Annotated in this window: 30 protein-coding genes and 1 tRNA gene; 18 read left to right on the top strand and 13 right to left on the bottom strand. The window is 64.7% G+C overall.

Annotated elements, in window-relative coordinates; genetic code table 11:
* Positions 1-75 precede the first annotated feature (75 nt).
* The 4 genes from TQ38_RS12350 to purB all read right to left on the bottom strand — a co-directional run bounded on the left by TQ38_RS12350 (position 76) and on the right by purB (position 3694).
* Positions 76-825, bottom strand: coding sequence for an SIMPL domain-containing protein (locus TQ38_RS12350; RefSeq protein ID WP_043977496.1), 750 nt, complete (start codon positions 823-825; stop codon positions 76-78).
* A 347-nt stretch (positions 826-1172) separates the two neighbouring features.
* Positions 1173-1850 carry an orotidine-5'-phosphate decarboxylase gene (gene pyrF, locus TQ38_RS12345; RefSeq protein ID WP_043977498.1) on the bottom strand — a complete coding sequence of 226 codons (678 nt, stop codon included), beginning with the start codon at positions 1848-1850 and terminating at the stop codon, positions 1173-1175.
* Positions 1847-2197 (bottom strand): LapA family protein, encoded by a 351-nt coding sequence (locus TQ38_RS12340; RefSeq protein ID WP_043977499.1) that lies wholly within the window; start codon positions 2195-2197, stop codon positions 1847-1849. The genes pyrF and TQ38_RS12340 overlap by 4 nt, the downstream gene beginning before the upstream one ends.
* Positions 2198-2383: 186 nt before the next feature.
* On the bottom strand, positions 2384-3694 hold the full coding sequence (gene purB / locus TQ38_RS12335) for an adenylosuccinate lyase (RefSeq protein WP_043977501.1): 1311 nt from the start codon (positions 3692-3694) through the stop codon (positions 2384-2386).
* Positions 3695-3919: 225 nt separating this feature from the next.
* Between purB and TQ38_RS12330 the strand changes: the two genes are divergently transcribed.
* Positions 3920-5668: a diguanylate cyclase domain-containing protein gene (locus tag TQ38_RS12330; RefSeq protein ID WP_043977503.1), complete on the top strand. Its 1749-nt coding sequence runs from the start codon at positions 3920-3922 to the stop codon at positions 5666-5668.
* 1 nt (position 5669) lies between these two features.
* Here the strand turns inward: TQ38_RS12330 and TQ38_RS12325 are convergent, their stop codons facing one another.
* Both TQ38_RS12325 and radC read right to left on the bottom strand, forming a co-directional pair.
* Positions 5670-6431, bottom strand: coding sequence for an NRDE family protein (locus tag TQ38_RS12325; RefSeq protein ID WP_043977504.1), 762 nt, complete (start codon positions 6429-6431; stop codon positions 5670-5672).
* Between the two features lies 1 nt (position 6432).
* Positions 6433-7182: a DNA repair protein RadC gene (gene radC / locus TQ38_RS12320; protein ID WP_043977506.1), complete on the bottom strand. Its 750-nt coding sequence runs from the start codon at positions 7180-7182 to the stop codon at positions 6433-6435.
* Positions 7183-7235: 53 nt separating this feature from the next.
* Between radC and TQ38_RS12315 the strand changes: the two genes are divergently transcribed.
* The 9 genes from TQ38_RS12315 (at position 7236) to TQ38_RS12275 (ending at position 14510) form a co-directional block, all read left to right on the top strand.
* On the top strand, positions 7236-10517 hold the full coding sequence (locus TQ38_RS12315) for a YdbH domain-containing protein (RefSeq protein ID WP_052505850.1): 3282 nt from the start codon (positions 7236-7238) through the stop codon (positions 10515-10517).
* Positions 10518-10564: 47 nt separating this feature from the next.
* Positions 10565-10816 (top strand): YnbE family lipoprotein, encoded by a 252-nt coding sequence (locus tag TQ38_RS30935; protein ID WP_043977508.1) that lies wholly within the window; start codon positions 10565-10567, stop codon positions 10814-10816.
* Positions 10816-11199, top strand: a complete 384-nt coding sequence (locus TQ38_RS12305; protein ID WP_043977510.1) for a YdbL family protein — start codon at positions 10816-10818, stop codon at positions 11197-11199. Before TQ38_RS30935 ends, TQ38_RS12305 begins: the two co-directional genes overlap by 1 nt.
* Positions 11200-11535: 336 nt before the next feature.
* Positions 11536-11856, top strand: a complete 321-nt coding sequence (locus TQ38_RS12300) for an AtpZ/AtpI family protein (RefSeq protein WP_043977512.1) — start codon at positions 11536-11538, stop codon at positions 11854-11856.
* Between the two features lie 55 nt (positions 11857-11911).
* On the top strand, positions 11912-12694 hold the full coding sequence (locus tag TQ38_RS12295) for a F0F1 ATP synthase subunit A (protein ID WP_043977625.1): 783 nt from the start codon (positions 11912-11914) through the stop codon (positions 12692-12694).
* 41 nt (positions 12695-12735) lie between these two features.
* Positions 12736-12960: a F0F1 ATP synthase subunit C gene (locus TQ38_RS12290; RefSeq protein WP_007678253.1), complete on the top strand. Its 225-nt coding sequence runs from the start codon at positions 12736-12738 to the stop codon at positions 12958-12960.
* Between the two features lie 110 nt (positions 12961-13070).
* Entirely contained in the window at positions 13071-13565 is a 495-nt protein-coding gene (locus TQ38_RS12285; RefSeq protein ID WP_043977516.1) for an ATPase, read from the top strand.
* The gene (locus TQ38_RS12280) at positions 13558-14160 is read left to right on the top strand and encodes a hypothetical protein (protein ID WP_082057812.1); all 603 of its coding nucleotides are present in this window, start codon (positions 13558-13560) and stop codon (positions 14158-14160) included. The genes TQ38_RS12285 and TQ38_RS12280 overlap by 8 nt, the downstream gene beginning before the upstream one ends.
* A gap of 161 nt (positions 14161-14321) precedes the next feature.
* Complete coding sequence (locus TQ38_RS12275) at positions 14322-14510, top strand: hypothetical protein (RefSeq protein ID WP_043977518.1); 189 nt, start codon at positions 14322-14324, stop codon at positions 14508-14510.
* A 137-nt stretch (positions 14511-14647) separates the two neighbouring features.
* Here the strand turns inward: TQ38_RS12275 and gloB are convergent, their stop codons facing one another.
* The 7 genes from gloB to aroA all read right to left on the bottom strand — a co-directional run bounded on the left by gloB (position 14648) and on the right by aroA (position 20816).
* A complete protein-coding gene (gene gloB / locus TQ38_RS12270) occupies positions 14648-15406 on the bottom strand; it encodes a hydroxyacylglutathione hydrolase (RefSeq protein ID WP_043977520.1) in 759 nt (252 codons plus the stop codon).
* A 35-nt stretch (positions 15407-15441) separates the two neighbouring features.
* Positions 15442-15843, bottom strand: a complete 402-nt coding sequence (locus TQ38_RS12265; protein ID WP_043977521.1) for a VOC family protein — start codon at positions 15841-15843, stop codon at positions 15442-15444.
* A 161-nt stretch (positions 15844-16004) separates the two neighbouring features.
* Positions 16005-17717, bottom strand: a complete 1713-nt coding sequence (rpsA, locus tag TQ38_RS12260; protein ID WP_043977628.1) for a 30S ribosomal protein S1 — start codon at positions 17715-17717, stop codon at positions 16005-16007.
* Positions 17718-18016: 299 nt separating this feature from the next.
* Positions 18017-18421: a diacylglycerol kinase family protein gene (locus TQ38_RS12255; RefSeq protein ID WP_043977524.1), complete on the bottom strand. Its 405-nt coding sequence runs from the start codon at positions 18419-18421 to the stop codon at positions 18017-18019.
* A gap of 29 nt (positions 18422-18450) precedes the next feature.
* The gene (locus tag TQ38_RS12250; protein WP_043977527.1) at positions 18451-18789 is read right to left on the bottom strand and encodes a hypothetical protein; all 339 of its coding nucleotides are present in this window, start codon (positions 18787-18789) and stop codon (positions 18451-18453) included.
* Positions 18790-18870: 81 nt separating this feature from the next.
* Positions 18871-19503, bottom strand: coding sequence for a d(CMP) kinase (locus TQ38_RS12245; RefSeq protein ID WP_043977529.1), 633 nt, complete (start codon positions 19501-19503; stop codon positions 18871-18873).
* On the bottom strand, positions 19500-20816 hold the full coding sequence (gene aroA / locus TQ38_RS12240) for a 3-phosphoshikimate 1-carboxyvinyltransferase (protein ID WP_043977630.1): 1317 nt from the start codon (positions 20814-20816) through the stop codon (positions 19500-19502). The genes TQ38_RS12245 and aroA overlap by 4 nt, the downstream gene beginning before the upstream one ends.
* 222 nt (positions 20817-21038) lie before the next feature.
* Here aroA and TQ38_RS12235 point away from each other — a divergent pair, with 222 nt between their 5' ends.
* From TQ38_RS12235 to TQ38_RS31290, 8 genes are all read left to right on the top strand, one after another.
* The gene (locus TQ38_RS12235) at positions 21039-21359 is read left to right on the top strand and encodes a TIGR02300 family protein (RefSeq protein ID WP_043977530.1); all 321 of its coding nucleotides are present in this window, start codon (positions 21039-21041) and stop codon (positions 21357-21359) included.
* Between the two features lie 163 nt (positions 21360-21522).
* A tRNA-Ala gene (locus TQ38_RS12230) sits at positions 21523-21598 on the top strand.
* A gap of 200 nt (positions 21599-21798) precedes the next feature.
* Positions 21799-23265: a signal recognition particle protein gene (ffh, locus tag TQ38_RS12225; protein ID WP_043977532.1), complete on the top strand. Its 1467-nt coding sequence runs from the start codon at positions 21799-21801 to the stop codon at positions 23263-23265.
* A gap of 42 nt (positions 23266-23307) precedes the next feature.
* Positions 23308-23766 (top strand): 30S ribosomal protein S16, encoded by a 459-nt coding sequence (gene rpsP, locus TQ38_RS12220; protein WP_043977534.1) that lies wholly within the window; start codon positions 23308-23310, stop codon positions 23764-23766.
* A 3-nt stretch (positions 23767-23769) separates the two neighbouring features.
* Positions 23770-24285 (top strand): ribosome maturation factor RimM, encoded by a 516-nt coding sequence (rimM, locus tag TQ38_RS12215; RefSeq protein WP_043977535.1) that lies wholly within the window; start codon positions 23770-23772, stop codon positions 24283-24285.
* Positions 24282-24983, top strand: a complete 702-nt coding sequence (gene trmD / locus TQ38_RS12210) for a tRNA (guanosine(37)-N1)-methyltransferase TrmD (RefSeq protein WP_043977536.1) — start codon at positions 24282-24284, stop codon at positions 24981-24983. Before rimM ends, trmD begins: the two co-directional genes overlap by 4 nt.
* 40 nt (positions 24984-25023) lie before the next feature.
* Positions 25024-25392 carry a 50S ribosomal protein L19 gene (gene rplS, locus TQ38_RS12205; protein WP_043977538.1) on the top strand — a complete coding sequence of 123 codons (369 nt, stop codon included), beginning with the start codon at positions 25024-25026 and terminating at the stop codon, positions 25390-25392.
* Between the two features lie 213 nt (positions 25393-25605).
* On the top strand, positions 25606-26088 hold the full coding sequence (locus TQ38_RS31290) for an HU family DNA-binding protein (RefSeq protein WP_255417946.1): 483 nt from the start codon (positions 25606-25608) through the stop codon (positions 26086-26088).
* Positions 26089-26161: the final 73 nt, after the last annotated feature.

Genomic DNA, 26161 nt, shown 5'->3' with positions numbered 1-26161 from the left:
GCGCCGTTTTTAAGGTCAGCACCATCCTCGCTTGCGAGAGGACAGCGGGGTAGGGCTTGGCAACTGCCGCCGTTTTTACGACGCCAGTTCGAACTGAACCGTGACGTTGACGTTCATCTCAAGCTCGCCCGCCGCGACCGGCGGAGCAGCGGAGACGTCCATCGCTTCCTTGCGCATATACATCACCGGCTGCGGCGAGAAACCGCCGCTCTCGCTGATCGACACGATCCGCGCGACGCGCAGGCCAGATGCCTTGGCATAGAGGTCGGCGCGGGCACGAGCAGTCTTCATCGCCTCGACGCGCGCTTCGTCCTGCGCGGCTTCGGGCTTGTCGACCATGAAGTTCGGACCGTTGACCTGATTCGCGCCCGCCGCCACGAGCGCGTCGATCACCTTGCCCATGTCGGCCAGCTTGCGCTGGCGAACCGAAACGTTGTTGCTGGCCTGATAGCCGACGATCTTCTGCGGACCATCTTCGAAATTGCCGTCGGGAAGGCGCTTTGGCTGGGCATAGACCGGGTTGACGCTGAGATTGCTGGTCTGGACATCGCGGTCGGCGATACCCGCACGCTTCAGCGCGGCGATCACCTGCGTCATCTGCGCCGAATTGGCCGAGAGCGCGGCGCTGGCAGTTGCGCCCTGGGTCGTGACGCCTGCGGTATAGCTGGCAAGGTCAGGAACGCGGGTGGAGGAACCCTGCGCGGTGACCGTAAGTAGCGTATGCCCGGTCTCGATCGCAGGAACGGCCTGCTGCGCAAGCGCGGGGGCGGCAGGGATCATCGCAGCGCCGAGGGCACTTGCCGCGAGCAGGCTGAGGGATTTCATTATGGGTCGCACTCCATAGGTTGACATCTTGGAGCAACGATCTGGAGGCAGGCAGGTTGCGGCGTGCTGAACGGCAGGGCGAGGATTTGTTAAGGTGAGTGGAGTTGGAGATTAAGAGCAGGGGAGCATAGCCCCCCTGGACCGCCATTGATGTCGTCGTAGTGCATGCAGCAGCGACGGGCGCTCATTGAGGGGCCACTTTGCGCCGCGCGCTTTCCGTCCATCCCTGGCGACATGCCCAAAGTTGCCGCAGGTGTACCTCTAACACCAAACCGCCGATGCGACCGAGGCGAAACGCCGACATTCCCGGGGTCTGGGGCGATGGCCCCAGGTCTTCCCCTCGAACCTTAAAGAGTACCCTCGATCGCCTTGGCCGCAGCCAGCGGATCTTCCGCACGGGTAATGGGCCGGCCGATCACCAGCACGCTGGCGCCTGCATCGCGGGCCTCGCGCGGAGTAACGGTGCGTTTCTGGTCGCCGACCCTGCCGTCTGCCGGGCGCAGGCCGGGGACGACGAAATAGCCGTCCTTCCATTGCTTGTGAACGGCGCCGACTTCGTGGCCCGAGCAGACGATACCGTCGAGGCCTGCCGAGTGAGCGAGGTCTGCGAGGCGCAATGCCTGTGCGTGGGGTTCGTCTTTCACGCCGATGGCGGCAAGGTCGTCCCCGTCGAGGCTGGTGAGGACGGTGACTGCGACGACCTTGCAGTTTTCACCGGCGGCGGCCTTGGCGTCTTCCATCATGGCGCGGCCACCGGCGGCGTGGATGGTGACGATCGCGGGTTGCAGGACGTGGATCGCCTGCATGGCGCCGGCGACGGTGTTGGGGATGTCGTGCAGCTTGAGGTCGAGGAAGATCGGCAGCCCCAGCTTGTGCAATTCGTGGACGCCGTGGTGGCCGTGGGCGCAGAAGAATTCCAGCCCCAGCTTGATCCCGCCGATATGGCCCGCGACCTTGCGCGCCAGCGCCTCTGCGGCGTCGAGGCGGGGAAGGTCGAGGGCGAGGTAGACGGGATTGTGGTTCATGACTTCGTGAGATCCGTCGGAGTTTCGAGTAAAGTTGCAGGCGCGGCCTCAGGCGGGGCCATCGAGGGGGCCCCCACAGTCTGGGCCGAGGTGGCGCGCAGCGAGTTTTCGAGGGCGGCGATGCGGCGGTTCAGGCGCCAGCGCACGGCGCGCAGGTATGCCCATACCGGCAGCATACCCAGGCCGAAGAACAGCAGGGCCACGAGGCCGACCGGCCAGTCGAAATGTATGTAGTTGCCGTTGTCGAGCGGCCAGAAGTTCACCGGTGCCCGGTTCCAGTTCATGGCGATGAACGCGACCAGGACCGCGGTGACGACGATCCACGTAATGGTGCGGATGATCTGCATTCTATCTCCTGCTTTCCCCGGCGGAAACGCCTGATGCTAGGCGGGAATACTACGCAAGGGAAGGGGGCGGCGTTTCAGGCTTTGTCCCGAGGGGGCTTCGACAAGCTCAGCCTGAGCGGGAATTAAAGCAGCTTTTGCCGCACCGCTCAGGCTGAGCCTGTCGAAGCCCCCTCGGGCAATCCGGTCTTAGCCGAACACGCGCGCGAAGATCGTGTCGACGTGCTTAAAGTGGTAGTCGAGGTTGAACTTGTCCTCGATCACTTCGACCGGCAGCGCGGCGGTTACGTCGGCATCAGCCTTGAGCAGTTCGAGCAGGCTGAGTTCGCCGTCCGATTCCCACACCTTCATCGCGTTGCGCTGGACGAGGCGGTAGCTGTCGTCGCGGCTCAGGCCGGCCTGGGTCAGCGCCAGCAGCACGCGCTGCGAGTGGACGAGGCCGCCCATGCGGTCGAGGTTCTTCTGCATGCGCGCAGGGTAGATCAGCAGCTTGTCGATCACGCCGGTCAGGCGGCCCAGAGCGAAATCGAGGGTGATCGTCGCATCGGGGCCGATGAAACGCTCCACCGAGGAGTGCGAGATGTCACGCTCGTGCCAGAGCGCCACGTTCTCCATCGCTGGCACCACGGCCGAACGGACGAGACGGGCAAGGCCGGTGAGGTTCTCGGTGAGGATCGGGTTGCGCTTGTGCGGCATTGCCGACGAACCCTTCTGGCCGGGCGAGAAGTATTCCTCGGCCTCCAGGACTTCGGTGCGCTGGAGGTGGCGCACTTCGACGGCAAGGCGCTCGATCGAGCTGGCGATCACGCCCAGGACGGCGAAGAACATCGCATGGCGGTCACGCGGGATGACCTGGGTGGAGACCGGCTCGATGCCCAGGCCCATCTTCTCGGCGACGTATTCTTCCACCACCGGGTCGACGTTGGCGAATGTGCCTACCGCGCCCGAGATGGCGCAAGTGGCGACGTCTTCGCGGGCGAGGACAAGGCGTGCGCGGTTGCGGCTGAACTCGGCATGGGCCTGCGCCAGCTTGAGGCCGAAGGTCACCGGCTCGGCATGGATGCCGTGGCTGCGGCCGATAGTGGGGGTGTACTTGTGCTCCTGCGCGCGGCGCTCGATCGCTGCGAGCAGCGCGTCGAGGTCGGCGATGAGGATGTCGGCGGCCTTCACCAGCTGCACGTTGAGCGTGGTGTCCAGCACGTCGGAGCTGGTCATGCCCTGGTGCATGAAGCGCGCTTCCGGGCCGACCTGCTGGGCAACCCAGTCGAGGAAGGCGATGACGTCGTGCTTGGTGACGGCTTCGATCGCGTCGATTGCGGCGACGTCGATCTTGGGGTTCGTTGCCCACCAGTCCCACAGGGCCTTGCCGGCGCTTGGCGGCACGGTGCCCATCTCACCCATCTTCACGGCGGCGTGTGCTTCGATCTCGAACCAGATGCGGTAGCGCGCTTCGGGTTCCCAGATCGCGGACATCGCTGGGCGGGAATAGCGGGGGACCATGTTCGACTCCTGTGGCTGACGCGCCCGCCGCTAGGGCGCGCGGGCACGAAAGGCAAGAGACGAGGGCGGGGGGCGCGATCCGGGCAGACGTGGGGATGCTTCGGTTAAGCCTAAATGGGTCGATTACAGGCGTGAAAGGTAGGAATTTTAACGAATCTCGCGCAAACGTTTGCAGGAAGAGCCGTCACAAACCCGTGCGCAGGCCGCCCAGGGCAACCGCGATCAATGCCGAGCATCAGGCCCATCTTCGCTCCTTTCGCCAGCGGCGTTCTATGCTTCGTTCTGTCGGTGGCGATGATCAAGTACCTCAGCTTTCAGGGCAACCTGGCCTCGGTATGGCCTGCGAACGCGGTGGTTCTGGCGCAATTGCTGGCGCGCCCGCGCCGCGAATGGGGGCGATATCTTGTCGCCGCATTCATCGCCATCGCCGCTGCCGGCGCCTTCACGCGCGGCGCGCTGTCGGCGCCCGTCGGTTTCGGGGTAGCAAACGTCGTCGAGATCGCGCTTGCCTCATGGTTGCTGCGCGGCCCTGTCGATGCAGGTGGGCGCCTGCTTCACCATCACGCCTCGGTAGGCCGCTTCGTGATCTGCGCCGGGATAATCGCACCCGGCGTAGGGGCGCTGCTGGGGGCGGTGATCGCAGCCATTGGCTTCCATCTGCCGATCGGAGTTTCGCTGGCGACCAAGTTCAGCGCCGACGCGCTGGGACTGATGATCTTCACGCCGTTCTTCTTCGGCCTTTTCCACGGCGACTACCGCGCCAGCATTCGCGCCGCATCACGGGCGGAGCGGGCGCAGATGCTGTTGCTGCTCGTCGCCGTGCTGGCGGTGAGCGTCTCCGTATTCGCGCAGAACCGCTATCCGCTGCTGTTCCTGCCGATGGTGCCGCTGATGCTTGTCGCCTTCCGACTTGGCTGGGAGGGCACCAGCCTGGGCGTCATGCTGGTGGCGGTGACGGGCGGTGTGGCGACGTGCTACGGCCATGGTCCGGTCAGCCTTTCTGCGGGCGACATGGCGGTGAAGCTGGTCTTCCTGCAATTCTACCTCGCCACTGTCCTGATGCTGATGTTGCCGGTCGCCGCTGCGCTGGCCGCGCGCCGCGACCTGATCGACCGGCTCAGCGAAAGCGAACGCTCGCTCGGGCTGCTGGCGGACCGTTCCGCCATCGTCCTGCTGCGTTTTTCGGCCGAGGGTGCCTGCACCCGCGTGGTGGGCGATGTGGCGACGCTTGTCGGCGAGAGCCCAGACCGGCTGCTGGGCGCCCACATCGGCGAACTGGATCCGCCGCTGGGCGTGGCGCTGTTCGGTGCTCACTTGCGCGCTGGTACCAGCGACCGGCCGGTCATCATCGAGGTGGAACGCCCAGGCGGCATCTGGATCGAGGCGACCTTTCGCGCCGAACGCGATGAGCAGGGCATCATGACCGGCTCGGCGGCGACACTGGTCGACGTGACGGCGCGCAAGGCCCGCGAAGGCGAACTCTCCCGCCTGGCCGAAACGGACGAATTGACCGGCCTTTCCAACCGCGCAGGCTTTCTGCGCCGGTTCGAGGCGGCACTTGCCGATCCGCCCGCCGACGGGCTGAGCATCGCACTGATCGACGTGGACCGCTTCAAGTCGTTGAACGACGAACTTGGCCATGTCGCTGGGGATGCCGCGCTGGCTGAAATTGGCCGCCGGATTGCCGGGAACCTGCGCGCTACCGATCTTGTCGCGCGGCTGGGCGGGGATGAATTCGTAGTGATGCTGGGCACCGCCGATCCCGAAGTCGCGCAGGAAATCTGCCGCCGGATGGTGGAGAGCGTCTCGGCGGCGCCGGTCACCCTGCCGCTGGGCGGAGAGGCCGAGACGCGCATCAGTTGCGGTCTGGTCCACCGGATGCCGGGGCAGGGCGGTATCGACCTGCTCAACCGTGCCGACATGGCGCTCTATGCCGCCAAGCGCGGCGGGCGCAACCAGCTGATCGCGGCTTAGGCTAGGCCGGGGGCCACGCGAAACCGATTCGCGCTTCGCCGCTGTTCCTGCCGAGCGCGTCGAAACTGCGTTCGATGATAGTGCCTTGTCCTTGCCGGTCGACCGCGATCACCGTGCTGCACCGCGTGCCGTAGGTCTCGCCGCGAATGAAAACCGGGGCGAAGCGCGGTTCCGGGCCGAGTTCAGGGCGCTTGGGACTGGCAGCGGGCTTCTCGTCGCGCAGCGCGGTGAACAATGGCTCGAAATCCGCCTCGCCGGCAGCGAACCAGTCTGTGATCGCCTGACCGACCTGCAGTGTTTTGGGCCAGGGAACGTCAAACCCGCCGTTCGACAGTCCGTGAATGCCGGCCGAAAGCGCGCGCGTCTCTACCTTTGGGTGGTTGGTCAGGAACGAGGCGCGGCCGCCGCCTGCAAAAATGAGATTGAACGGATTCATCCGCGCCATCTCCTCGTCCAGTTCGCCGGGCTCGATTCCGGCGAGCAGGTCGGTGACCAGCTTACCGCGTGAGGGGCGGCCGAGCTGCGCGCCTTCCGGCACGCGGTAATTGGTGACGAGGGCAAACCGTGCGCCATCGCCGTCCTGGGGTTCGGTTACGCCCAGCCACGTTCCTCCGCCGATGAGATCGGTGCCGGCGATGATCCCGCTGCCATGGTCCCAGCGCGCCAGCGGCGCGGCGGGGCGGGCATGGTATTCGTCGCGGTTGCCGATGGCGACGAGCAGCCAGTCGGGATGGGCATCCCAGGCGATGGCGGCGACGCACATCTCAGATCAGCCCCTTAGCCTTGAGGCTGACATAGCCTTCGCGCCCGATCACGACATGGTCGTGCACGCTTACGCCCAGCAACCGTCCGGCTTCGGCGATGCGGTTGGTGATCTCGATGTCGGCGCGGCTGGGCTGAGGCGAGCCGGAAGGGTGATTGTGCACCAGAATCAGCGCAGCCGCGCCCAGGTCCAACGCGCGGCGGATGACCTCACGCGGGTGGATCGCCGCTTCGTCGATGGAGCCTTCGCCCACGAGATCGTCGAGGATCAGCATGTTGCGGGTATTGAGATAAAGTACGCGCACTCGCTCAACCGTCAGGTGGGCCATGTCGATCGTCAGATAGTCGATCAGGGCCTGCCACGATCCGATCACCGGGGCCTCGCGCACTTTCTGGCGCGCCATGCGGGTGGCGGCCACGGTGACGATGCGCAGCGCCGCCGCACTCGCCTCGCCCATGCCGGGGTGAGCGGCCAGCGTGCGCGGGTCGGTCTGCAACACACCGGCGAGCGAGCCGAAACGCTGTAGCAGCGTGCGCGCCAGCGGCTTCATATCGCGGCGGGGAACGGCCTGCATCAACAGGAGTTCAATGACTTCGTGATCGCCCAAAGCCTCTGCCCCGCCTTCGAGCAGCCGCTTGCGCAGCCTTCCGCGATGACCGCTGGGATCGTTGCCGGCACCGGGAGGCGCAGCGGGGCCTGCATCGGCCAAAGTGCCGGCAGCGTCATCGAAGAGTGGGGGTTGTTCGGGCATAGTGCGTACAAACAATTGCCTTTCCTGCGCGTCCAGCGCAAGTGATGGAGCGGATGTCGCAAGAGCAGGACCATTCCCCCGAAAACCATGATGCCGCCACCGGGGATACGTCCGGCGGCGCGAGCAGTGGTGTGCGTCTGGATCCCAGGCTGATGGGCCCGGTACGCTGGCTGCGCAAATGGCGCGGGCCGATCCTTGTCGTCGAGGGGTTGCTGCTGCTGTCGCTGGGCGCTGCCTGGCTGGCCCGCAAGGAGATCGCGGACAACCTCATCGAAAGCCAGCTCGATTCGCTGGGCTTGCCTGCACGCTACGAGATCGTCAGCATCGGCCCTGCCGAGCAGGTGATACGCAACCTTTCCATCGGCGATCCGAAGCGGCCCGACCTTACGGTTCAGGAACTGCGTATCGCCACGCGGCTGTCGTGGGGGCTGCCGGGCATCGGGCGAATCACCGTCATCAAGCCGCGGCTCTACGGTTCGTACCGGGACGGCAAGGTCAGCTTCGGTAGTCTGGACAAGGTGCTGTTCTCCGGCGAGGCCGGGCCTTTCACCATGCCCGATCTCGACCTGGGCGTGGTCGACGGGCGGGCGTTGCTGGACAGCGACCATGGCCGCATCGGCGTGAAGCTGGCGGGTGAGGGCGCGCTGCGCGGCGGCTTCGCGGGAGAGATCGCCGCGCTGTCGCCCGGCATCGAGGTGGACGGCTGCAAGGCCGGGCGCACCACGCTTTACGGCAAGCTCACCACTTCTGCCGCGAAACCGAGATTCGTCGGGCCGGTGCGGATGGACGGATTGGCCTGTCCCGGTAGCGGGCTGCAACTGGCTAAGGCGGGTGTGCAACTCGACCTGACGCTGGACGAGGCGCTGGACGGGGGCGAGGGCAGCCTTGGCATCGCCGCAGGCCGGGGTCGGTACGGCGCGCAGAAGATCGCCGGGCTTTCGGGCAAGGGCCGCGTCACGTACCGCAAGAAGTCTCTCAACGCGACTTACCGGATAACCGCGCAGGGGCTGGAAACGCCGCAGGCCCGCCTTGCGAGCCTGGTGTTCGACGGGCGCGCGCGCTCCACCGGCGGCCTCGCGCGCTTCGATGTGGAGGGTGACCTGACCGGCCGGGGCGCCGCGCTTGGCGATACGCTGGGCCGCGCGATGCTCTCCGCGCAGAATTCCGCCGCCGGCACGCTGGGCGAACCGATCGCAGCGCAAGTGCGCGGCGCGCTGGCCCGTGAAATGCGCGGCAGCACGCTGGATGCCAATCTTATCGTGCGCAATTCGCACGAGGGCCTCAGCCTTGTCGTCACGCGCGGTTCGCTGCGCGGCGGGAGCGGGGCTTCGCTGCTTGCCGTGTCGCGCTTGCAAGCGCTGTTCGGCAAGGGCGCGCCGCACGTCACCGGCAATTTCGCGACTGGTGGTCAGCAGCTGCCGCAGGTCTGGGGCCGCATGGAGACGGCGGACAATGGCCGCCTGACGATGCAGGTGGCCATGCCCGATTACCGCGCCGGTTCAGCCGTGATCGGCGTGCCGCGCCTTTCGCTGGTGCAGGACCGCGACGGCGCGCTCGGCTTTACCGGACAAGTCCTGCTGAGCGGCGCCTTGCCGGGCGGCAGCACCCGCAACATGCTGCTGCCGCTCGACGGACGCTGGGGCGCAGACGGCAATCTGGCGGTGTGGCGGGGTTGCAGCGATGTTTCCTTCGACGCCCTCAGCTTCTCCAGCCTGACCATCGACAAGCGGCGCCTGACACTATGCCCGTCTCGCGGCGGGGCAATCGTGCAGGGCGCTCCCGAAAACCTGACTATCGCGGCGGGCGTCACCTCGCTCGACTTGTCCGGGCGGCTGGGCGAAACGCCGATCCGCATCGCCAGCGGCCCGATTGGTTTCGCCATAGGCGGTACGGGCGATCTGAGGAATGGCGGCGTCCTCAAGGCGGGCGCGATCAAGGTCGCTCTCGGTCCGGCGCAGACCGCGTCGCACTTCGCGATCAGCCGTCTCGACGCGCGGCTGGGCAAGGACGTCGCGGGCACGTTCGACGAAGCCGACATCGGCCTTGCCGCTGTCCCGCTCGACATGAAACAGGCGGCGGGCACATGGCGCTATGCCGGCGGCGTGCTCCAGATCGACGGCGGGCGCTTCACGCTGGTCGACCGCCAGCCGGTCGCGCGGTTCCAGCCGCTGGTAGCGCGCGATGCGACACTGCGGCTCGAAGGCAACCGCATCACCGCGCAGGCGCTGCTGCGCGAGCCGACCACGGACCGGGAAATCGTCCGCGCGGCCATCGCCCACGACTTGTCCAGCGCCGCCGGCCATGCCGACCTCGCGGTGAACGGCATCATCTTCGACGAGCGGCTCCAGGCAGATACGCTGTCCGGCATGCTGCTGGGCGTCGTCTCGGGGCTGAAGGGGCAGGTCCACGGCACTGGCCGGATCGACTGGAACACCAGGGCGGTGACCAGCCACGGCCGTTTCGCCACCGGAGGCGTCGATTTCGCAGCGGCCTTCGGTCCGGTGCAGGGACTGTCGGGCGAAGTGGTGTTCACCGATCTGCTCGGCATGGTCACGGCGCCTGCCCAGAAGGTCCATATCGCTTCGGCCAATCCGGGCATCGAGGTGACCGACGGCACGCTGTCCTATGAAGTGAAGCCGGGCTACTATCTCCAGATCAACGGTGCGCAGTGGCCCTTCATGGAAGGCACGCTGAACCTCGACCCCGCGCACATGCAGATCGGTGTGGCCGAAACGCGCTATTACACCCTGCGCGTCACTGGCCTCAACGCAGCGACTTTCGTGCAGCATCTCGAGATGGAAAACATCAGCGCCACCGGCACGTTCGACGGCGAGATGCCGCTGATTTTCGATGAAAACGGTGGCCGGATCGAGAACGGGTTCCTGCGCTCCCGCATGCCGGGGGGCAATGTTTCGTATAATGGCGCGCTGACCTACAAGGACCTTTCGGCGATGGGCAATTTCGCCTTCGCAGCGCTCAAATCTGTGAACTACAAGGACATGGAAATCGGGCTGGCCGGTTCGCTTTCAGGCGAAATCCTGACGCGGATCAGCTTCGACGGGCTGAGCCAAGGGCAGAATGCCAGCCGGAATTTCATCACCAAGCAGATTGCCAAGCTGCCGATCCGTTTTGTGGTCAACCTCAGGGCACCGTTCTTCAGCCTGTTCGGCTCGATGCGCTCGCTTTACGATCCCGCTTTCGTGGCCGATCCCCGGATGCTGGGCCTGCTCGATGCGGACGGCAAGCGCCGCGAATCGGCGCCAGATGCCACTGTCATCCCCCCGGCGCTTCCATCCACCGCCATTCAGCCTCCAGTCAGCGAGAAAAAGCCATGACGTCGTGTGAATTGACCGGAAGCGTTCCGGCTGCAAGAAACCCGGCGATGAATGACGGGCATGAAAATATCGAGCAGCTGGCAGGCACAAGGTCCGGAAGGCGCGCCGTTCGCGCTGCAGGGATGGCCGCGATGATGATGACGGTTTCGGGAGCGTTCGGGCTCGGCGGGTGCATACAGGTTGCAGCACCCGACAAGCCGATCGTCATCGAACTGAACATCAACATCAGGCAGGAAGTGGTCTACCGTCTTGCCGCCGACGCGGCCAAGACCGTGGATGAGAACAAGGGAATATTCTGATGACGAGGATCCGTTTTTCCGGCGCTGTTGTCGCCACGGTTCTCATGGTTTCCGGTATTTCTGCAGCCCATGCCGACGGCCGCAGCCCGGCCTACACCGCCGCGCGTGCCGCTGGGCAGGTGGGTGAGCAGAATGATGGCTATCTGGGCGTGGTGGGCAGTCAGGGCGCCGATATCGCCGCGATGGTGCGTGACCTCAACAACCAGCGCCGGGCGGTCTACACCGGCGCTGCGGCGGGCAAGAGCACGATTCAGGAATATGCCTTCACCACCGGCTGCAAGCTGATCCGCGACACCAAGGCGGGTGAGAAGTATCAGGGCCTCGACGGTTCGTGGAAAACACGCGGCAGCGGTGCACCGGAACTCGATCCGCGCTGCCCGTGAACCTGTCCGCTATCCATGATGGACAAAAGTACTAGGCCGGGCGGCGAAAGCGTTTTTCGCGGGCGGTGACGAATCAAGAAAAGGTCGGAAGCGTTCGCGCTTTTCCGGCCTTTTTCTTGGCCTTTCGCCGTGTATCGCGGATGCGGTATTGGCCGCATGGGGCCGCTCTGTTCTTGGTCCCGCGCGTTTCTAAAGCGTGGGCGCTGTCAACAACAGGCAATGCTGCGGACCGCCCCCGGTTGACTCGGGAAAAGCCCCACCCTAAGGGGGCGGCGCTCTTGGCGGGCAGCCGTCGTTTGCGTCTTGCGTTCCTGTTGTCATAATGAGGAGCCTGACATGACCGACGAGCCACCTGTCCGAGACCCTGTGGGGGAGGATGCGCGCATCGATTCGCTTGACGAAAGGCTGAAAGCCCTTCGCGAGCGGGAAGACGAACGCAACCGACCGAAGGCCGGTGCGGAAACCGATGCGAGCTATCGCCTTGGCAACCGCGTCCTTTCGGAACTGCTGGGGGGTCTTGCGGGCGGACTGTTCCTGGGGTGGTTGATCGACCATTTCGCTGGTACGTCCCCCTGGGGTCTGATGGTGATGCTGTTCGTTGGAATCGGTATTGCCTTCAGGAACATAATCCGGATTACGAACCGGCGCCCGGACTGACCCATTAGGGGGGATGGAAGGGGCGCTGTCGTTCATTGGCGACAGGGAAACTCGCGTGGCAGCCGAAGCGAAGCTCGACCCGATGCACCAGTTCCAGCTCGAGAAGCTGGCGGGCGCGGACTGGAACATTGCCGGTTACAACGTCGCTTTCACCAATAGCGCGCTGTGGATGGCCATTGCGACGCTTGCGTTGATCGTCTTCGTTGCGGGCGGCATGAAGCGCGCCGTCGTGCCTGGCCGCTGGCAGATGGCTGTCGAGACCTTCACCGGTTTCATCGACGGCATGCTGGCCGCCAACGTCGGCAAGAACGGCAAGAAGTACGTTCCGTACATCTTCTCGCTGTTCATGTTCATCCTGTTCGCGAACTTCCTTGGCCTGATGCCGCTCGGCGTCGTCGGCGTGCACGCCTTCACCTTCACCAGCCACTTCTCGGCTACGGGTGTTCTGGCGGTGCTGTCCTTCGCGATCGTGCTTATCGTCGGCTTCTCGAAGCACGGCCTTCACTTCTTCTCGCTGTTCGTGCCGCACGGCACTCCGGTTGGCATGATCCCGATCATCTTCGTGGTCGAGCTGATCTCGTTCCTGGTGCGCCCGTTCAGCCTCGGCCTGCGACTGTTCGTCGCGATGATGGCCGGCCACGTCCTGCTTGAGGTGCTTTCGAGCTTCGTCATCAGCGGCGGTAACAACGGCCCGATTATGTTCGTGATCGCCGGTGTTCCCAGCTTTGTCCTGATGGTCGGCATCTGCGCTCTCGAGCTGCTGGTCGCTGGTATCCAGGCATACGTTTTCGCTCTTCTCACTTGCGTCTATCTGAACGACGCAGAGAACCTTCACTGATTTTTCTACCACACTCGGGTTTACCAAAGGGAGTTTTTGAAATGGACGCAGAAGCTGCAAAGATGCTCGGCGCTGGCTTCGCCGCTATCGGTGCCGGCCTCGCTTCTATCGGCGTGGGCAACGTCTTCGCGAAGTTCCTCGAAGGCGCACTGCGCAATCCGGGCGCCGCTGACGCCCAGCAGGGTCGTCTCTTCATCGGTTTCGCCGGTGCAGAGCTTCTTGGCCTGCTTTCGTTCGTCATTGCCGCGCTGCTGATCTTCGCCTGATCCAGCGCCTGACCGGATTGGCTCCGGCTGCCTCATACCCTTTGGGTGAGGCGGCCGGGACTTTCTACGGTTCAAGATTTTTCACGGCAACCTCGAGACAAGGCTGACCAATGCCTCAGATCGCACAGCTAGGCGAGTTCTACTCCAGCCAGATTTTCTGGCTGCTGATCTTCTTCGGTATCACTTTCTTCGTCGTTGGACGGGGTATGGTTCCGAAGGTGATGGACACCGTCGCGAGCCGCGACAAGCAGATCGCCGACGACCTCAAGGCTGCCGAAGCCGCGCGTGCGCAGGCAGACGCGGAAGAAGCCGCATGGCGCGCTCGTGAGAACGCCAACCGCGCCCAGGCGCAGGGGCTGATCGCGGATGCACGCGGCAAAGCCGCTGCCGCCACCGCGCAGCGTCTCGCTGTCGCCCAGGCCGGCATCGACGCCACCATCGCCGGGGCCGAAACCCGTATCGCCGAGGCGCGCCGTTTGGCCGCCGACGAGATCGAGACTGTCGCCGCCGACGCCACCCGTGAGATCGTCAGCCGCGTCGCCGGCCTCTCGCTTGACGACGCCGCCGTGCGCGGCGCGGTGAAGGAGAACCTGGTCCATGGCTGAAACCTCCGCGACTGACGCCAACGCCGCCGTCGAACATGGCCTCGCTCACGAGGGTGCCGAACTGACGGGTGCGCAGACCGCGCATACCGCCACGGTCGAGCATCACGCCGAACCGCTGTTCCTGGGCTTCGCGCCTCCGGTTGCAGTCGTCAGCGCCTCGATGATCGTCCTGCTTGCCATCCTGGTCTGGAAGGGCGCGCCCAAGATGATCACCGGCGGGCTCGACTCCAAGATCGCCGAGATCAAGGCGCAGCTTGCGGAAGCGAAGACCCTGCGCGCTGAGGCCGAAAGCCTGCGCAAGGAATACGCGGACAAGATTGCCGGCGCCGAAAAGGACGCCGCGGCTATGCTCGACCATGCCCGTCACGAAGCCGAGGCGATCATCGCCAAGGCCGAGAAGGACACTGTCGAAGTGGTGGCCCGCCGCGAAAAGATGGCGCAGGACAAGATCGGCGCCGCTGAATTTGCTGCGGTCACCGGCCTGCGCAACCAAGCAGCCGCTGCCGCTGCTGCGGCCGCCAAGGTTTTGATTGCCGCCAACCATTCGGCGGACGCGGACAAGGTGCTGGTCGACCAGGCCATCGCCGGAATCTGATCTCGGCCCGAAAGGGCAGGTAAAACGGGCCTCCGTCCTTTCGGGACGGGGGCTTTTTTGCGTCTGAACGAGATTTGCCAGGGTGCGGGCGAAAACATGGAGTTTGACGCCGGGCGGACAAGCTCTAGGCTTTACGTCCAGAAAAGAAGGAGAGGCTCATCATGTTCGTGAAGTTTACCGGTGCCGACCGTACCCCTACCGCGATCAATGCAGCACAGGTCACTTTCGTTTCGCAAGTCGATGTTGGAACCCGCGTTCGCTTCGGCGAGGGACGCTCCGTCACTGTCATCGAACCGCTGGAGGAGGTTATGAAGCGTCTCAACCTGACACTGTCATTTCCGGATACCTGATGCGCAGGTTCCTCCCGCAGCTTGGTATGAGGAGGCGGGCGCGTCGCAGCGCAGTAGGTGACGGGATTTTCCCGAATCACTGATTTCTTTGGCAGCGCCTCTCCATTTCGCTTCGCGAAACAGGGAGGCGCTCGTGCCTAGAAATTATCCTTCGCGCTCCTGAGCGCGGCAAACGTCTCAACCGCATCGCCGCCGCCCCAGCGTGCCTGCATCGCCTGATCGTCGGCGCGCAGGAAAGGGTTGGTCGCCAGTTCCCGTTCGAGTTTGGCGGGGACGGTGGCCAGGCCCTTTTCGCGGCGGCGGGTTATTTCCTGCGCATAGGCCTGCAACTCGGCGTTGTCCGGGTCGGCGTGGAGCGCGAAGCGGGCATTAGAAGCAGTGTATTCGTGCGCGCAGTAGATCATCGTCACAGCGGGCAGGGCCTTCAGCCGCTGGAGCGAGGCCCAGAACTGACTGGGTGTGCCCTCGAACATGCGTCCGCAGCCTAGCGCGAACAGCGAATCGCCTACGAACGCGATGGACGCGCCGGGCAAATGGTACGCGATGTGGCCATTGGTATGGCCGCCGACATCGATCACGAAAGCCTGGCGGTCACCGATGGAAACGACATCGCCCTGGCCCACGGTGCGATCGACCGCCTCGATTTTGGCGGCATCGCCGACCGGGGCAGTTACGCGGCACCCCGTCGCCGCCGTGATGGCGGCATTGCCGCCGGCATGGTCCGGGTGCCAGTGAGTGTTCCAGATCTGGGTGATCTGCCAGCCCTTGTGGGCCGCCTGCCGCAGGTATTCGTCCGCATCCGGCGTGTCGATACATACGGTTTCGCCGCTCTCGCTATCATGAAGCAGGTAGCCGTAGTTGTCGGACAGGCAGGGGAACTGGTGGACTTCAAGCATTGTGACCTCTCCTTGCGCGGAAGAGATGTAAGCATTCATGCGTCGGCGGGGAAGGGCAGGTTGAGCTGCCAGCTCACGCCGTGGACGTCGCTGAGCCATGTAAACATTGCGCTGAATTCGTAGGCGTCCAGCGGCATCATCACCTTGCCGTCGGCGCCCAGCACCTTTGCGGCGTGACGAAGCTGCGCCTCATCGTCGCAGTCGATGAAGATCGAGGTCGAGGGGGTGAAGGTGAAACCGTGGGGTATGTCGCTATCGAGGACGTGCCATTGCGTGCCGCCAAGGGTGAAGTACGCGCGGGCGGTCTTGCCTTCGAATTCGCCGGCCCCGTGATGATCGAGCGCCGTCACCTCAAGGTGGTCGGGAAAGGCGCGCTTCCACAGCATGAGCGCATCCTGTGCGTCGCCCTGGAACATCAGGAAGGGGGTGGCGTGCATGGAAGCCTCCGTCTCGTCACTGCTTCTGGATCAGACAAAGCGGTGGGAGCGGGGATGTTCCATTCTTCCCAAGACGGACAACAAAGCAAAAGCCCGCCCGGATTGCTCCGGACGGGCCTTGCTTTCGTTCAACCTGCAACCTTGGCTGCGGGTCGAAGCTATCAGCGGTTCTTGAGCGCTTCGCCCAGGATGTCGCCGAGCGATGCGCCCGAGTCGGACGAACCGTACTGCTCCACTGCTTCCTTCTCTTCGGCCAGCTGGCGGGCCTTGACCGAGAAGTTCGGCTTCTTGGAACGGTCGAAACCGGTAACCATGGCGTCGAGCTTCTGGCCGACCTGGAAGCGGTCGGGGCGCTGCTCGTCGCGGTCGCGGCCGAGGTCCGAACGCTTGATGAAGCCAGTGGCGCCATCGTCGCCAGCCTGGACTTCCAGGCCGCCGTCGCGGACTTCGAGGATGGTCACGGTGGTGACCTGACCACGACGCAGGCCGCCTTCGGCGCCCGATGCAGCAACGCCGCCAGCTGCCGGAGCACCGCGCTCAAGCTGCTTCATGCCGAGGCTGATGCGTTCCTTCTCGACGTCGACGTCGAGAACCACGGCCGAAACCTCTTCACCCTTGCGGTGCAGAGCCAGCGCGTCTTCACCCGAGATGCCCCAGGCGATGTCCGACATGTGAACCATGCCGTCGACGTCGCCGTCGAGACCGATGAACAGGCCGAATTCAGTGGCGTTCTTGACTTCGCCCTCAACCTGCGAGCCGACGGGGTGCTTCTCAGCGAAGGCTTCCCAAGGATTCTGCTGAGCCTGCTTGAGGCCGAGGCTGATGCGACGCTTGTCGCTGTCGACCTCGAGAACCATGACTTCGACTTCCTGCGAGGTCGAAACGATCTTGCCCGGGTGGACGTTCTTCTTGGTCCAGGACATTTCCGAAACGTGGACCAGGCCCTCGATCCCGGCTTCCAGCTCCACGAAGGCGCCGTATTCGGTGATGTTGGTGACAGTGCCCGCCAGCTTCGCGCCGACCGGGTACTTGACGGCTGCGCCTTCCCAGGGATCGCTTTCCAGCTGCTTCATGCCGAGGCTGATGCGCTGGGTTTCCGAGTTGATGCGGATGATCTGCACCTTCACGGTATCGCCGATGGCGATGACTTCGCTCGGGTGGTTGACGCGCTTGTAGCTCATGTCGGTGACATGGAGCAGGCCGTCGATGCCGCCGAGGTCAACGAACGCACCGTAGTCGGTGATGTTCTTGACGACGCCGTCGATGACCTGACCTTCGGTCAGCTTGTCGATCAGCTCGCTGCGCTGTTCTGCGCGGGTCTCTTCGAGGACGGCGCGGCGCGACACGACGATGTTGCCACGGCGACGGTCCATCTTGAGGATCTGGAAGGGCTGCGGCACATCCATGAGCGGGGTGACGTCGCGCACGGGGCGGATGTCGACCTGCGAACCGGGAAGGAATGCAACGGCGCCGTCGAGGTCGACGGTGAAGCCGCCCTTGACGCGGCCGAAGATCACGCCTTCGACGCGCTTGCCTTCACCGAATTCGTTTTCGAGCTTGTCCCAGGCGGCTTCGCGGCGTGCGCGATCGCGCGACAGCATCGCTTCGCCGTCGGCGTTCTCGACGCGGTCGACGTAAACTTCGACTTCGTCGCCGACCTTCAGGCCGTGGTCGTCTTCACCGCGAGCGAATTCGCGCAGCGAAACGCGGCCTTCGCTCTTGAGGCCCACGTCGATGACGGCCTTGTCGTTCTCGATGGCGGTGATGGTGCCCTTGACGACACGTCCCTCGAAACCGTCGTCGGCAGCGCCGCCGAACTGGTCATCGAGCATTTTCGCGAAATCGTCGCGAGTCGGATTGGCAACTGAGGCCATGTAACCCATTTCCTTCGTTCGATTTTCCGGCCTGGCGGTTGGATCCGCCGGTCTTTTCTCCATGGTCCGCACCATGCGGGCCACAGGCCAAAGGGGCCGTACTGCCGCGATGGCCGGATGCCGGTCGCGGCGTCCCGGCGATTCTCGCGAACCTTCGGGACCGGCGGCGCTTAGGCTGGAGGGCGCAGAAATGCAAGGGAAATGGCGGGTACGGGGAGGATGCGGCAGGGCTGCGCGCAGCTTTGCAGCGCCGGTTCACTGGTGCCGTTATAACCGGGCCGGTCGCTTATGAACTGGGCCTAGCGAAACAGCTCCAGCAAAGGCGGGGTTAGCGTGAATAGTCCGATCAATGCGGCAGCGATCGACGCGACCAGGACAGCGCCGGCCGCCAGGTCCTTTATGCGCCCGATGGCGGGATCGAACTCGGGGTTGATGCGGTCACAGATGTCTTCGATCGCGGTGTTGAACGCTTCGGCCAGCCAGACCATGGCGATGGCCAGTACCAGCCAGCGCCAGTCGGCCGCCGAAACGCGCAGCACCAGTCCTGCGGCTACGACAATCAGCGAGGCCGCAAGATGCAGCCGGGCATTGTGTTCTCCTTGGACCAGAGAGCGCAGCCCGCAGCCCGCGAAGATGAAACTTTTCAACCGCGCTCGCACGGTGAAGCGGGGCGGGAAGGCGGGCGTTTCAAGAGGCGTCGGCATAAGGTATCGCCCTCAAGGGTTTGCCGAGTTCAGCGCTGCTTCTTGGTGAGGGGCGCAGTGAAATCGGGGTCCTTCTTTGCCACCCAGTCTACGAACTTGCGCACGTTCGGGTTGTCGAGCAGCCCTTCCACATTCATCCCGTGGCGCTGTAGTTCGGAATTGGTGAAGTTGGTGATGAGTGCCTGCTGGCAGATAGGGTGCATGGGCACGGTATCGCGCCCGCCCCGGCTCTTGGGCACGGGATGGTGCCAGACGATGGTCTTGCCGGTGGGGCGGCTGCAGAGCCAGCAGGGCACTACCTCTACCGGAGCCTCTTCTTCGTCTGCTACGTCTTCGTAAGGACCGTGTTTGGGGTGCTTGCGGGCCATGGTTCTACCTGAATTACCTGAAGTTACGCTGTCTATAGCGGCGCGCGGTGCATTCCCACACTGCCAGCCGGCAAATAGGGTTCAGCCCTGCGCCGAGGCGAGTGCGGCTTCGGCGATGCCGATCGCTTTGGCCACGGCCTGATCGCGGTCGAGGTCCGAGGTGTCCAGGACGATGGCGCCTGGCGCCACCACCAGCGGAGCGTCCTTGCGCGAACGGTCGCGTTCGTCGCGGGCGGCGAGGTCGGCGGTGATGGCTTCCAGCGTGATGTCGCGGCCGTGGCTTTGCATTTCGGCGAAGCGGCGGCGGGCCCGGGCCTGGGTGCTGGCGGTGACGAACAGCTTGGCGGTGGCATCGGGCGCGATGACGGAGGCGATGTCGCGCCCGTCGAGAACGGCGCCGCCCGCCCGCGTCGCGAAGGCGCGCTGGCGGTCGTAGAGGGCGCGGCGAACTGCCGGGTGGACCGAGACGCGGCTCGCAAGCCCGCCGGTTTCCTCGGAGCGCAGTTCGGGGTCGAGCAGCAGACTTTCCGGAAAGGCGCAGGCGGCGAGTGCTGCTGCCGGGTCTTCCAGGTTGCCGCCGTCCAGCACGCACTGGCGGCCTACCGCGCGGTACAGCAGGCCGGTGTCGAGGTGAGGCACGCCGAAATGCGCGGCAAGGGCGCGGGCGATGGTGCCCTTGCCCGAGGCGGTGGGGCCGTCGACGGCGATAATCATGCCGCCAACTCGTCCAGCATGGCCTCGAAGACCGGGAAGCTGGTGGCGATGGGGCGGGTGTCGTCCACCTCGACGCCGCTGCGGCTCGCGATGCCCGCGATCGCCATCGACATGGCTATGCGGTGGTCCAGGTGGGTGGCGATCGCGGCGTCGCTGCCGGGCAGGGGCTGGCCCCCGGTGCCGGTGATGACGAGACCGTCCTCGGTTTCGCGCACTGCGGCGCCGGCGGCGGTGAGGGCGGCGGCCATCACCGAGATACGGTCTGATTCCTTGATGCGCAGTTCGTCGAGGCCGGTGGTGGTGGTGATCCCTTCCGCCAGCGATGCGGCGACGAACAGGGCGGGAAACTCGTCGACCATGCTGGGCACGACGGCCGGGTCCACATCAATGCCCTTGAGCGCGGAGTGGCGCACCAGCAGGTCTGCAACCGGCTCACCGCCGACTTCGCGCGGGTTCACTTCCTCGATGGAGCCGCCCATCAGGCGCAGCACTTCGACGATCCCGGCGCGGGTGGGGTTGAGGCCGACGTTCTCGATCAGGACTTCACTACCGGGCACGACGAGCGCGGCGACGATGAAGAAAGCTGCTGAGGACGGGTCGCCGGGAACCTCGATGGTCTGCGGCTTGAGTTCGGCCTCGCCCCGGATCGAGATGACGCGGGCGCCGTTGGCGTCGGTTTCGACGGTCAGTTCGGCGCCGAAGCCGCGCAGCATCCGTTCGGAGTGATCGCGGGTGGGCACCGGCTCGATAACGGTGGTGATGCCAGGCGTGTTGAGCCCGGCGAGCAGGATTGCGCTCTTGACCTGCGCCGAGGCGACCGGGAGGCGATAGGTGATCGGCACGGCGGGCGATGCGCCCTTGAGGATAAGAGGGAGCGTGCCGCCTTCGCTGGCCTCGAAGCTGGCACCCATGCTGGAAAGCGGATCGATTACCCGGCCCATCGGGCGCTTCGACAGCGAAGCATCGCCGGTGAAGGTCGCGGTGATCGGGTGGCTGGCGACAAGACCCATCAGCAGCCGCGTCGAGGTGCCCGAATTGCCCATGTCGAGCGGCGTCTCGGGCTGGAGCAGGGCGCCCACGCCGACTCCGTTGATGACCCATTCGCCGGATTCGAGACGTTCCACCGATGCGCCCATTGCCCGCATCGCGGCGGCGGTGGCCAGCACGTCCTCGCCTTCCAGCAGGCCGGTCACGCGCGTCTCGCCCACGGCCAGCGCGCCCAGCATGATCGAGCGGTGGCTGATCGACTTGTCGCCCGGCACCCGGATGCGTCCCTTGAGAGGCCCGGCAGGCAGGAAACGGCGGGGGCGCATCGAGGCGGGGTCGGCGTGGCTCACAGCAAGGGTCTTTCCGGGGCGGGAGGGGGTGAAAATCCGGCCGGCTTTTGACAGCGCGTGCCGCCTATGGCAAGGCGCGCGCCCTGATGAGGGCAGTTCGCAGGATTTTGCCACGCTTGCTTTTGCGCGCGCGCCTTCCCATCAAGACGCAGATTTATACGCCCGCGCCATTTGGGACGGGCCAGACGAGGATTTTCCATGGCCAAGGCTGAATGGGGCGCCAAGCATGGCTGCCCGAAATGCGGCACCCGCTTCTATGACCTGGGCAAGGATGACCCGGTTACCTGCATCGAATGCGGCAACACATGGCACCCCGAGCCGGTGCTGAAGTCGAAGCAGCCGATTCCCTATGAGCAGATCCAGAAGAAGGAGGTCGTCGAGACCGAAGACTCCGATCTGGCCGAAGAGGATCTGGACATCGACGAGGACGAGGATTCGCCCGACAACGATGTGGATCTCGGCGGTGACGACGATCTGGGTATCGGCGCCGGTGACGACGACAAGGACATCGACAACTGATGTCGCAGGGGTGTCAGAAAAATCTGACACCCCTTTAATTTTCCTCTTGCCAAGTTTTCAGACCGCCACTAGATGGCGGCCTCCCAAGCGAAACGGCCTCTACGCAGCGCCGCAAAGCAAGGGAACGGGTCGATCCTCCCGGGGTCAACCTGCTGAAATGATTGGGGCCTTAGCTCAGCTGGGAGAGCGCCTGCATGGCATGCAGGAGGTCAGCGGTTCGATCCCGCTAGGCTCCACCATTTCGAACAAGTCGGTTTTCGAGCCGGTTTGACATTGCAGTTTCGCATGATTTGCGACCACGCTGGTTGACGAGGTTTCGTTCACCGGCGTTTTTCGCATAAATTCATGCACGCCGGTCAGCGAGGTTTCGCCCACCGGCGTTTTTTGCGTTTCGCGTGCCGGGTTTGATCTCCCCGGTCTTGATTGGAGTGAGCGGCCCATGTTCGACAGCCTTTCAGACCGCCTTGGTGGTGTGTTCGACAAGCTGCGTGGGCGTGGTGCGCTCAAGGAGCAGGACGTCCTCGACGCCATGCGCGAAGTGCGCATCGCGCTTCTCGAGGCCGACGTCGCGCTGCCGGTGGTGCGCCGCTTCATCGATCAGGTCACCGAAAAGGCTGTGGGCCAGAACGTCCTGCGTTCGATCACGCCGGGCCAGCAGGTCGTCAAGATCGTCAACGACGCGCTGATCGACATGCTGGGCGGCGAAGACGTCCCCGGCCTCGACCTTGAAGCCGTGCCGCCGATCGTCATCATGATGGTCGGCCTTCAGGGCTCGGGCAAGACGACCAGCACCGCCAAGATCGCCAAGCTCCTCAAGGAGAAGCAGGGCAAGAAGGTCATGATGGCCTCGCTGGACGTCAATCGTCCGGCGGCGCAGGAACAGCTTCAGGTGCTCGGCACGCAGGTCGGCGTTGCCACCTTGCCGATCATCTCCGGCCAGCAGCCGACTGAAATCGCCACGCGCGCCATGCAGGCCGCGCGTTTGCAGGCGGTGGACGTGCTGCTGCTCGATACCGCCGGCCGTCTCCACGTCGACCAGCAGCTCATGGACGAGATGAAGGCGGTTGCCGCCATCTCGACCCCGCGTGAAACGCTGCTCGTCGTCGATTCGCTCACCGGCCAGGACGCCGTGAACGTCGCCCAGTCCTTCGCGGGCCAGGTTGATCTCACCGGCGTCGTGCTGACCCGCATGGACGGCGATGCGCGCGGCGGCGCGGCGCTGTCGATGCGCGCGGTCACCGGCAAGCCAATCAAGTTCGCAGGCACCGGCGAGAAGATGGAGGCCCTCGAGGTCTTCCACCCCAGCCGTGTCGCCAACCGCATCCTGGGCATGGGCGACATCGTCTCCATGGTCGAGAAGGCGGCAGAAGCGGTCAAGGTCGAGGATGCCGAGGCGCTTGCCAAGCGCATGGACCAGGGCAAGTTCGACATGAACGACCTGCGCATGCAGCTCAAGCAGATGCAGTCGATGGGCGGCCTCGGCATGCTGGCGGGCATGATGCCCGGCATGAAGAAGGCTAAGGCGGCGATGCAGGCGTCCGGCATGGACGACCGCGTGCTGCTGCGCATGGATGCGATCATCGGTTCGATGACCCCCAAGGAACGCATCAATCCCGCGCTGCTCAATGCCAAGCGCAAGATCCGCGTCGCCAAGGGTTCGGGCACCCAGGTCCAGGACGTCAACAAGCTGCTGAAAATGCACATGGAGATGTCCAAGGCCATGAAGCAGATCAAGAAGATGGGCGGCCTCAAGGGGCTGGCCGCGATGTTCGGCAAGGGCGGCCTCGACGGCGCCATGCCGGGGCTCGGCGGTCAGGGGTTGGGCGGCCAGGGTCTTGGCGGCGGCCTTCCGGGTCTCGGAGGGATGGGCGCAAGCCCCGACCTCAGCAAGTTTCTCAAGAAATAATCACACACGCTTTTTTCAAGTTTATCAGGAAGGTAACAGCAAATGTCCGTTTCGATCCGTCTCTCGCGCGGTGGTGCCAAGAAGCGCCCTTACTACAAGATCGTCGTCGCCAACTCGCGCGCTCCGCGCGACGGCGCTTATCTTGAGCAGGTCGGCACCTACAACCCGGTCCTCCCCAAGGAAGACGAGAACCGCGTTCGCCTGGTCGAAGACCGCGTGCGTTACTGGCTCGGCGTTGGCGCCCAGCCGACCGACCGCGTTGCTCGCATGCTCGACAAGGCCGGTATCAAGGAGCGCGCCGCTTCCGTGAACCCGACCAAGGCAGAGCCGGGCAAGAAGGCCAAGGAGCGCGCTGAAGATCGCGCCACCAAGGTTCGCGAAGCTGAAGAAGCTGCTGCCGAAGCCGCTGCTGCAGCCGCCGCTGCTGCCGCTGCCCCGGCCGAAGAAGCTCCCGCTGAGGAAGCTGCTCCCGAGTCCACCGAGGAATCGACCGAGGCCTAAGCCTTGGTTGACGGCAAGAAGGATCGCCCCGTCACGCTCGCCGCCGTTACCGGCGCGCACGGTGTGACGGGCGAGGTCCGCCTCAAGCTGTTCGGAGAAGGCGTGGCCGCGCTCAAGCGCTACCGCGCCTTCAACGATTCCAGTCTCACCGTCTCCAAGCTCAAGGACGACGGCAAGGGCGGCGCGATCGCCCGCTTCGCCGAAGTGACCGATCGCACGGCGGCGGAGAAGATGCGCGGAACCGCGCTCACCGTGCCCCGTTCGACGATGCCGGCGCTGGAGGAGGGCGAGTACTACCACGCCGACCTGCTGGGCCTGCCCGCCGTTTCGGACGAGGGCGAAGCGCTTGGCGTCTGTATCGCGGTCGACAACTTCGGTGCCGGTGACGTCATCGAGATCGAATGCCCGGCCGGTGAAGACGGCAAGAAGCGCCGTTTCATGGTGCCGATGACCCCCGCTGCCGTGCCCGAGTGGGACGCGGACAGGCTGGTCATCACGGCGGCTTTCGCGCAGCCATGACGTTCGCGGCCACCGTCCTGACCCTTTATCCCGAGATGTTTCCCGGGCCGCTGGGCGTAAGCCTGGCGGGCAGGGCGATGGCCGAGGGCAAGTGGTCTATAAACCCGGTCCAGATCCGCGATTTCGCGGCCGACAAGCACCGCACCGTCGACGATACGCCTGCGGGCGGCGGCGCCGGGATGGTGCTCAAGGTTGACGTGCTGGCGGCCGCGATCGACCATGCCCGCGAACTGGCCCCGGACGCGCCGGTTCTGGCCATGACGCCGCGCGGCAAGCCTATATCCCAGGCCCGCATCCGCGCACTTGCAGAAGGCCCTGGCGTCACCCTGCTGTGCGGCCGTTTCGAGGGTTTCGATGAGCGTATTTTCGCTGGCCGCAACGTCGAGGAAGTCTCGGTGGGCGACATCGTCCTGTCGGGCGGAGAATGCGCTGCGCTGATGGTTCTGGATGCTTGCATTCGCCTGCTTCCCGGAGTAATGGGCGCGGCTTCCAGCGGGGCCGAGGAGTCGTTCGAGGACGGTCTTCTCGAGTACCCGCACTACACCCGACCCCCTATGTGGGAAGGGCGCGCGATCCCCGAAGTGCTGCGATCGGGGGATCACGCGAAAATCGCTGCCTGGCGGAAACAAAGGGCGGACGAGGACACACGGTTACGCAGGCCTGATCTATGGGAGCGTCACAGGGACGCTCGGGTCTAGTCTGCCTCTGGCGCGCAGCATTGAAAAAGGATTTGGGTTCATGAACCTGATTCAGCAGATCGAAGCCGAAGAAATCGCCAAGGCCGCCAAGGACATCCCCGCATTCCGTCCGGGCGACACCGTCCGCGTCGGCGTGAAGGTCGTCGAAGGCGTCCGTACCCGTGTCCAGGCATACGAGGGCGTGTGCATCGCGCGCTCGAACCGTGGCATGGGTTCCAACTTCACCGTTCGCAAGATGAGCTTCGGTGAAGGCGTGGAGCGCGTATTCCCGCTTTACTCGCCGAACATCGATTCGATCACCGTGGTGCGCCGCGGCGTCGTGCGCCGTGCAAAGCTGTACTACCTGCGTGGTCGTACCGGCAAGCGCGCGCGTATCGCCGAGCGCCGTATCAACGACACCAAGGCGTAAGCTAAGGTGCAAAGCCCGGTCTTCGGACCGGGCTGCTCAAAGAGGCGGTTCGCATTCGGGCCGCCTTTTTTTGTGCCTGCTTCCCGCGTTCGGTTGGCTAACGCGTCAATCGAGTTCGGGCGGCTTGAGTTCGCCGGGGTTTCACGACATCCCTTATCTGATAGGGACGTCAACGGCATTTCCTGCTGGTGACCGCTGCGATGGCGCAGCGAAATGCCGGCTCTGCGAGTCGGCAGGCGATGCTGCACCGCACAACGACTAGCCTCTAGGAAAGTGGCGAAAAAACGCGATAAACCGCGAGTTTGGGACTTGTTTAGGCCTTGCCACCTCGTTGAAAACCCGCTCCATTCCGTCGCCGCTCCAGAGGCGATTTTGAAATTACATCACTATCCGCTCCACTTGAAAGCTAAGGGGGTTCCCATAATGAACAAGAACGATCTCATCAGCGCAGTTGCCGATTCGAGCGGCCTGACCCGCAGCGACGCCACCAAGGCAGTCGAAGGCGTTTTCGAGGCCATCACGGGTTCGCTGAAGAAGGGCGACGAAGTTCGCCTCGTCGGTTTCGGCACGTTCTCGGTAGCCAAGCGCAAGGCCTCTACCGGCCGTAACCCGCGCACCGGTGAACCGATGGAAATCAAGGCTTCGTCGCAGCCGAAGTTCAAGGCCGGCAAGGGCCTGAAGGACGCCGTCAACTAAGTTGGCAGGCGGCCTGTAACGCCTCACAGGTCGATCGGATCACGCCGCGCCAGCCCATCAGGGTCGGCGCGGC

The organism is Novosphingobium sp. P6W (assembly GCF_000876675.2).
GTDB lineage: Bacteria > Pseudomonadota > Alphaproteobacteria > Sphingomonadales > Sphingomonadaceae > Novosphingobium.
The sequence above is the reverse complement of the archived record's forward strand: the minus strand, read 5'-3'. Positions and strand labels throughout refer to the sequence as shown.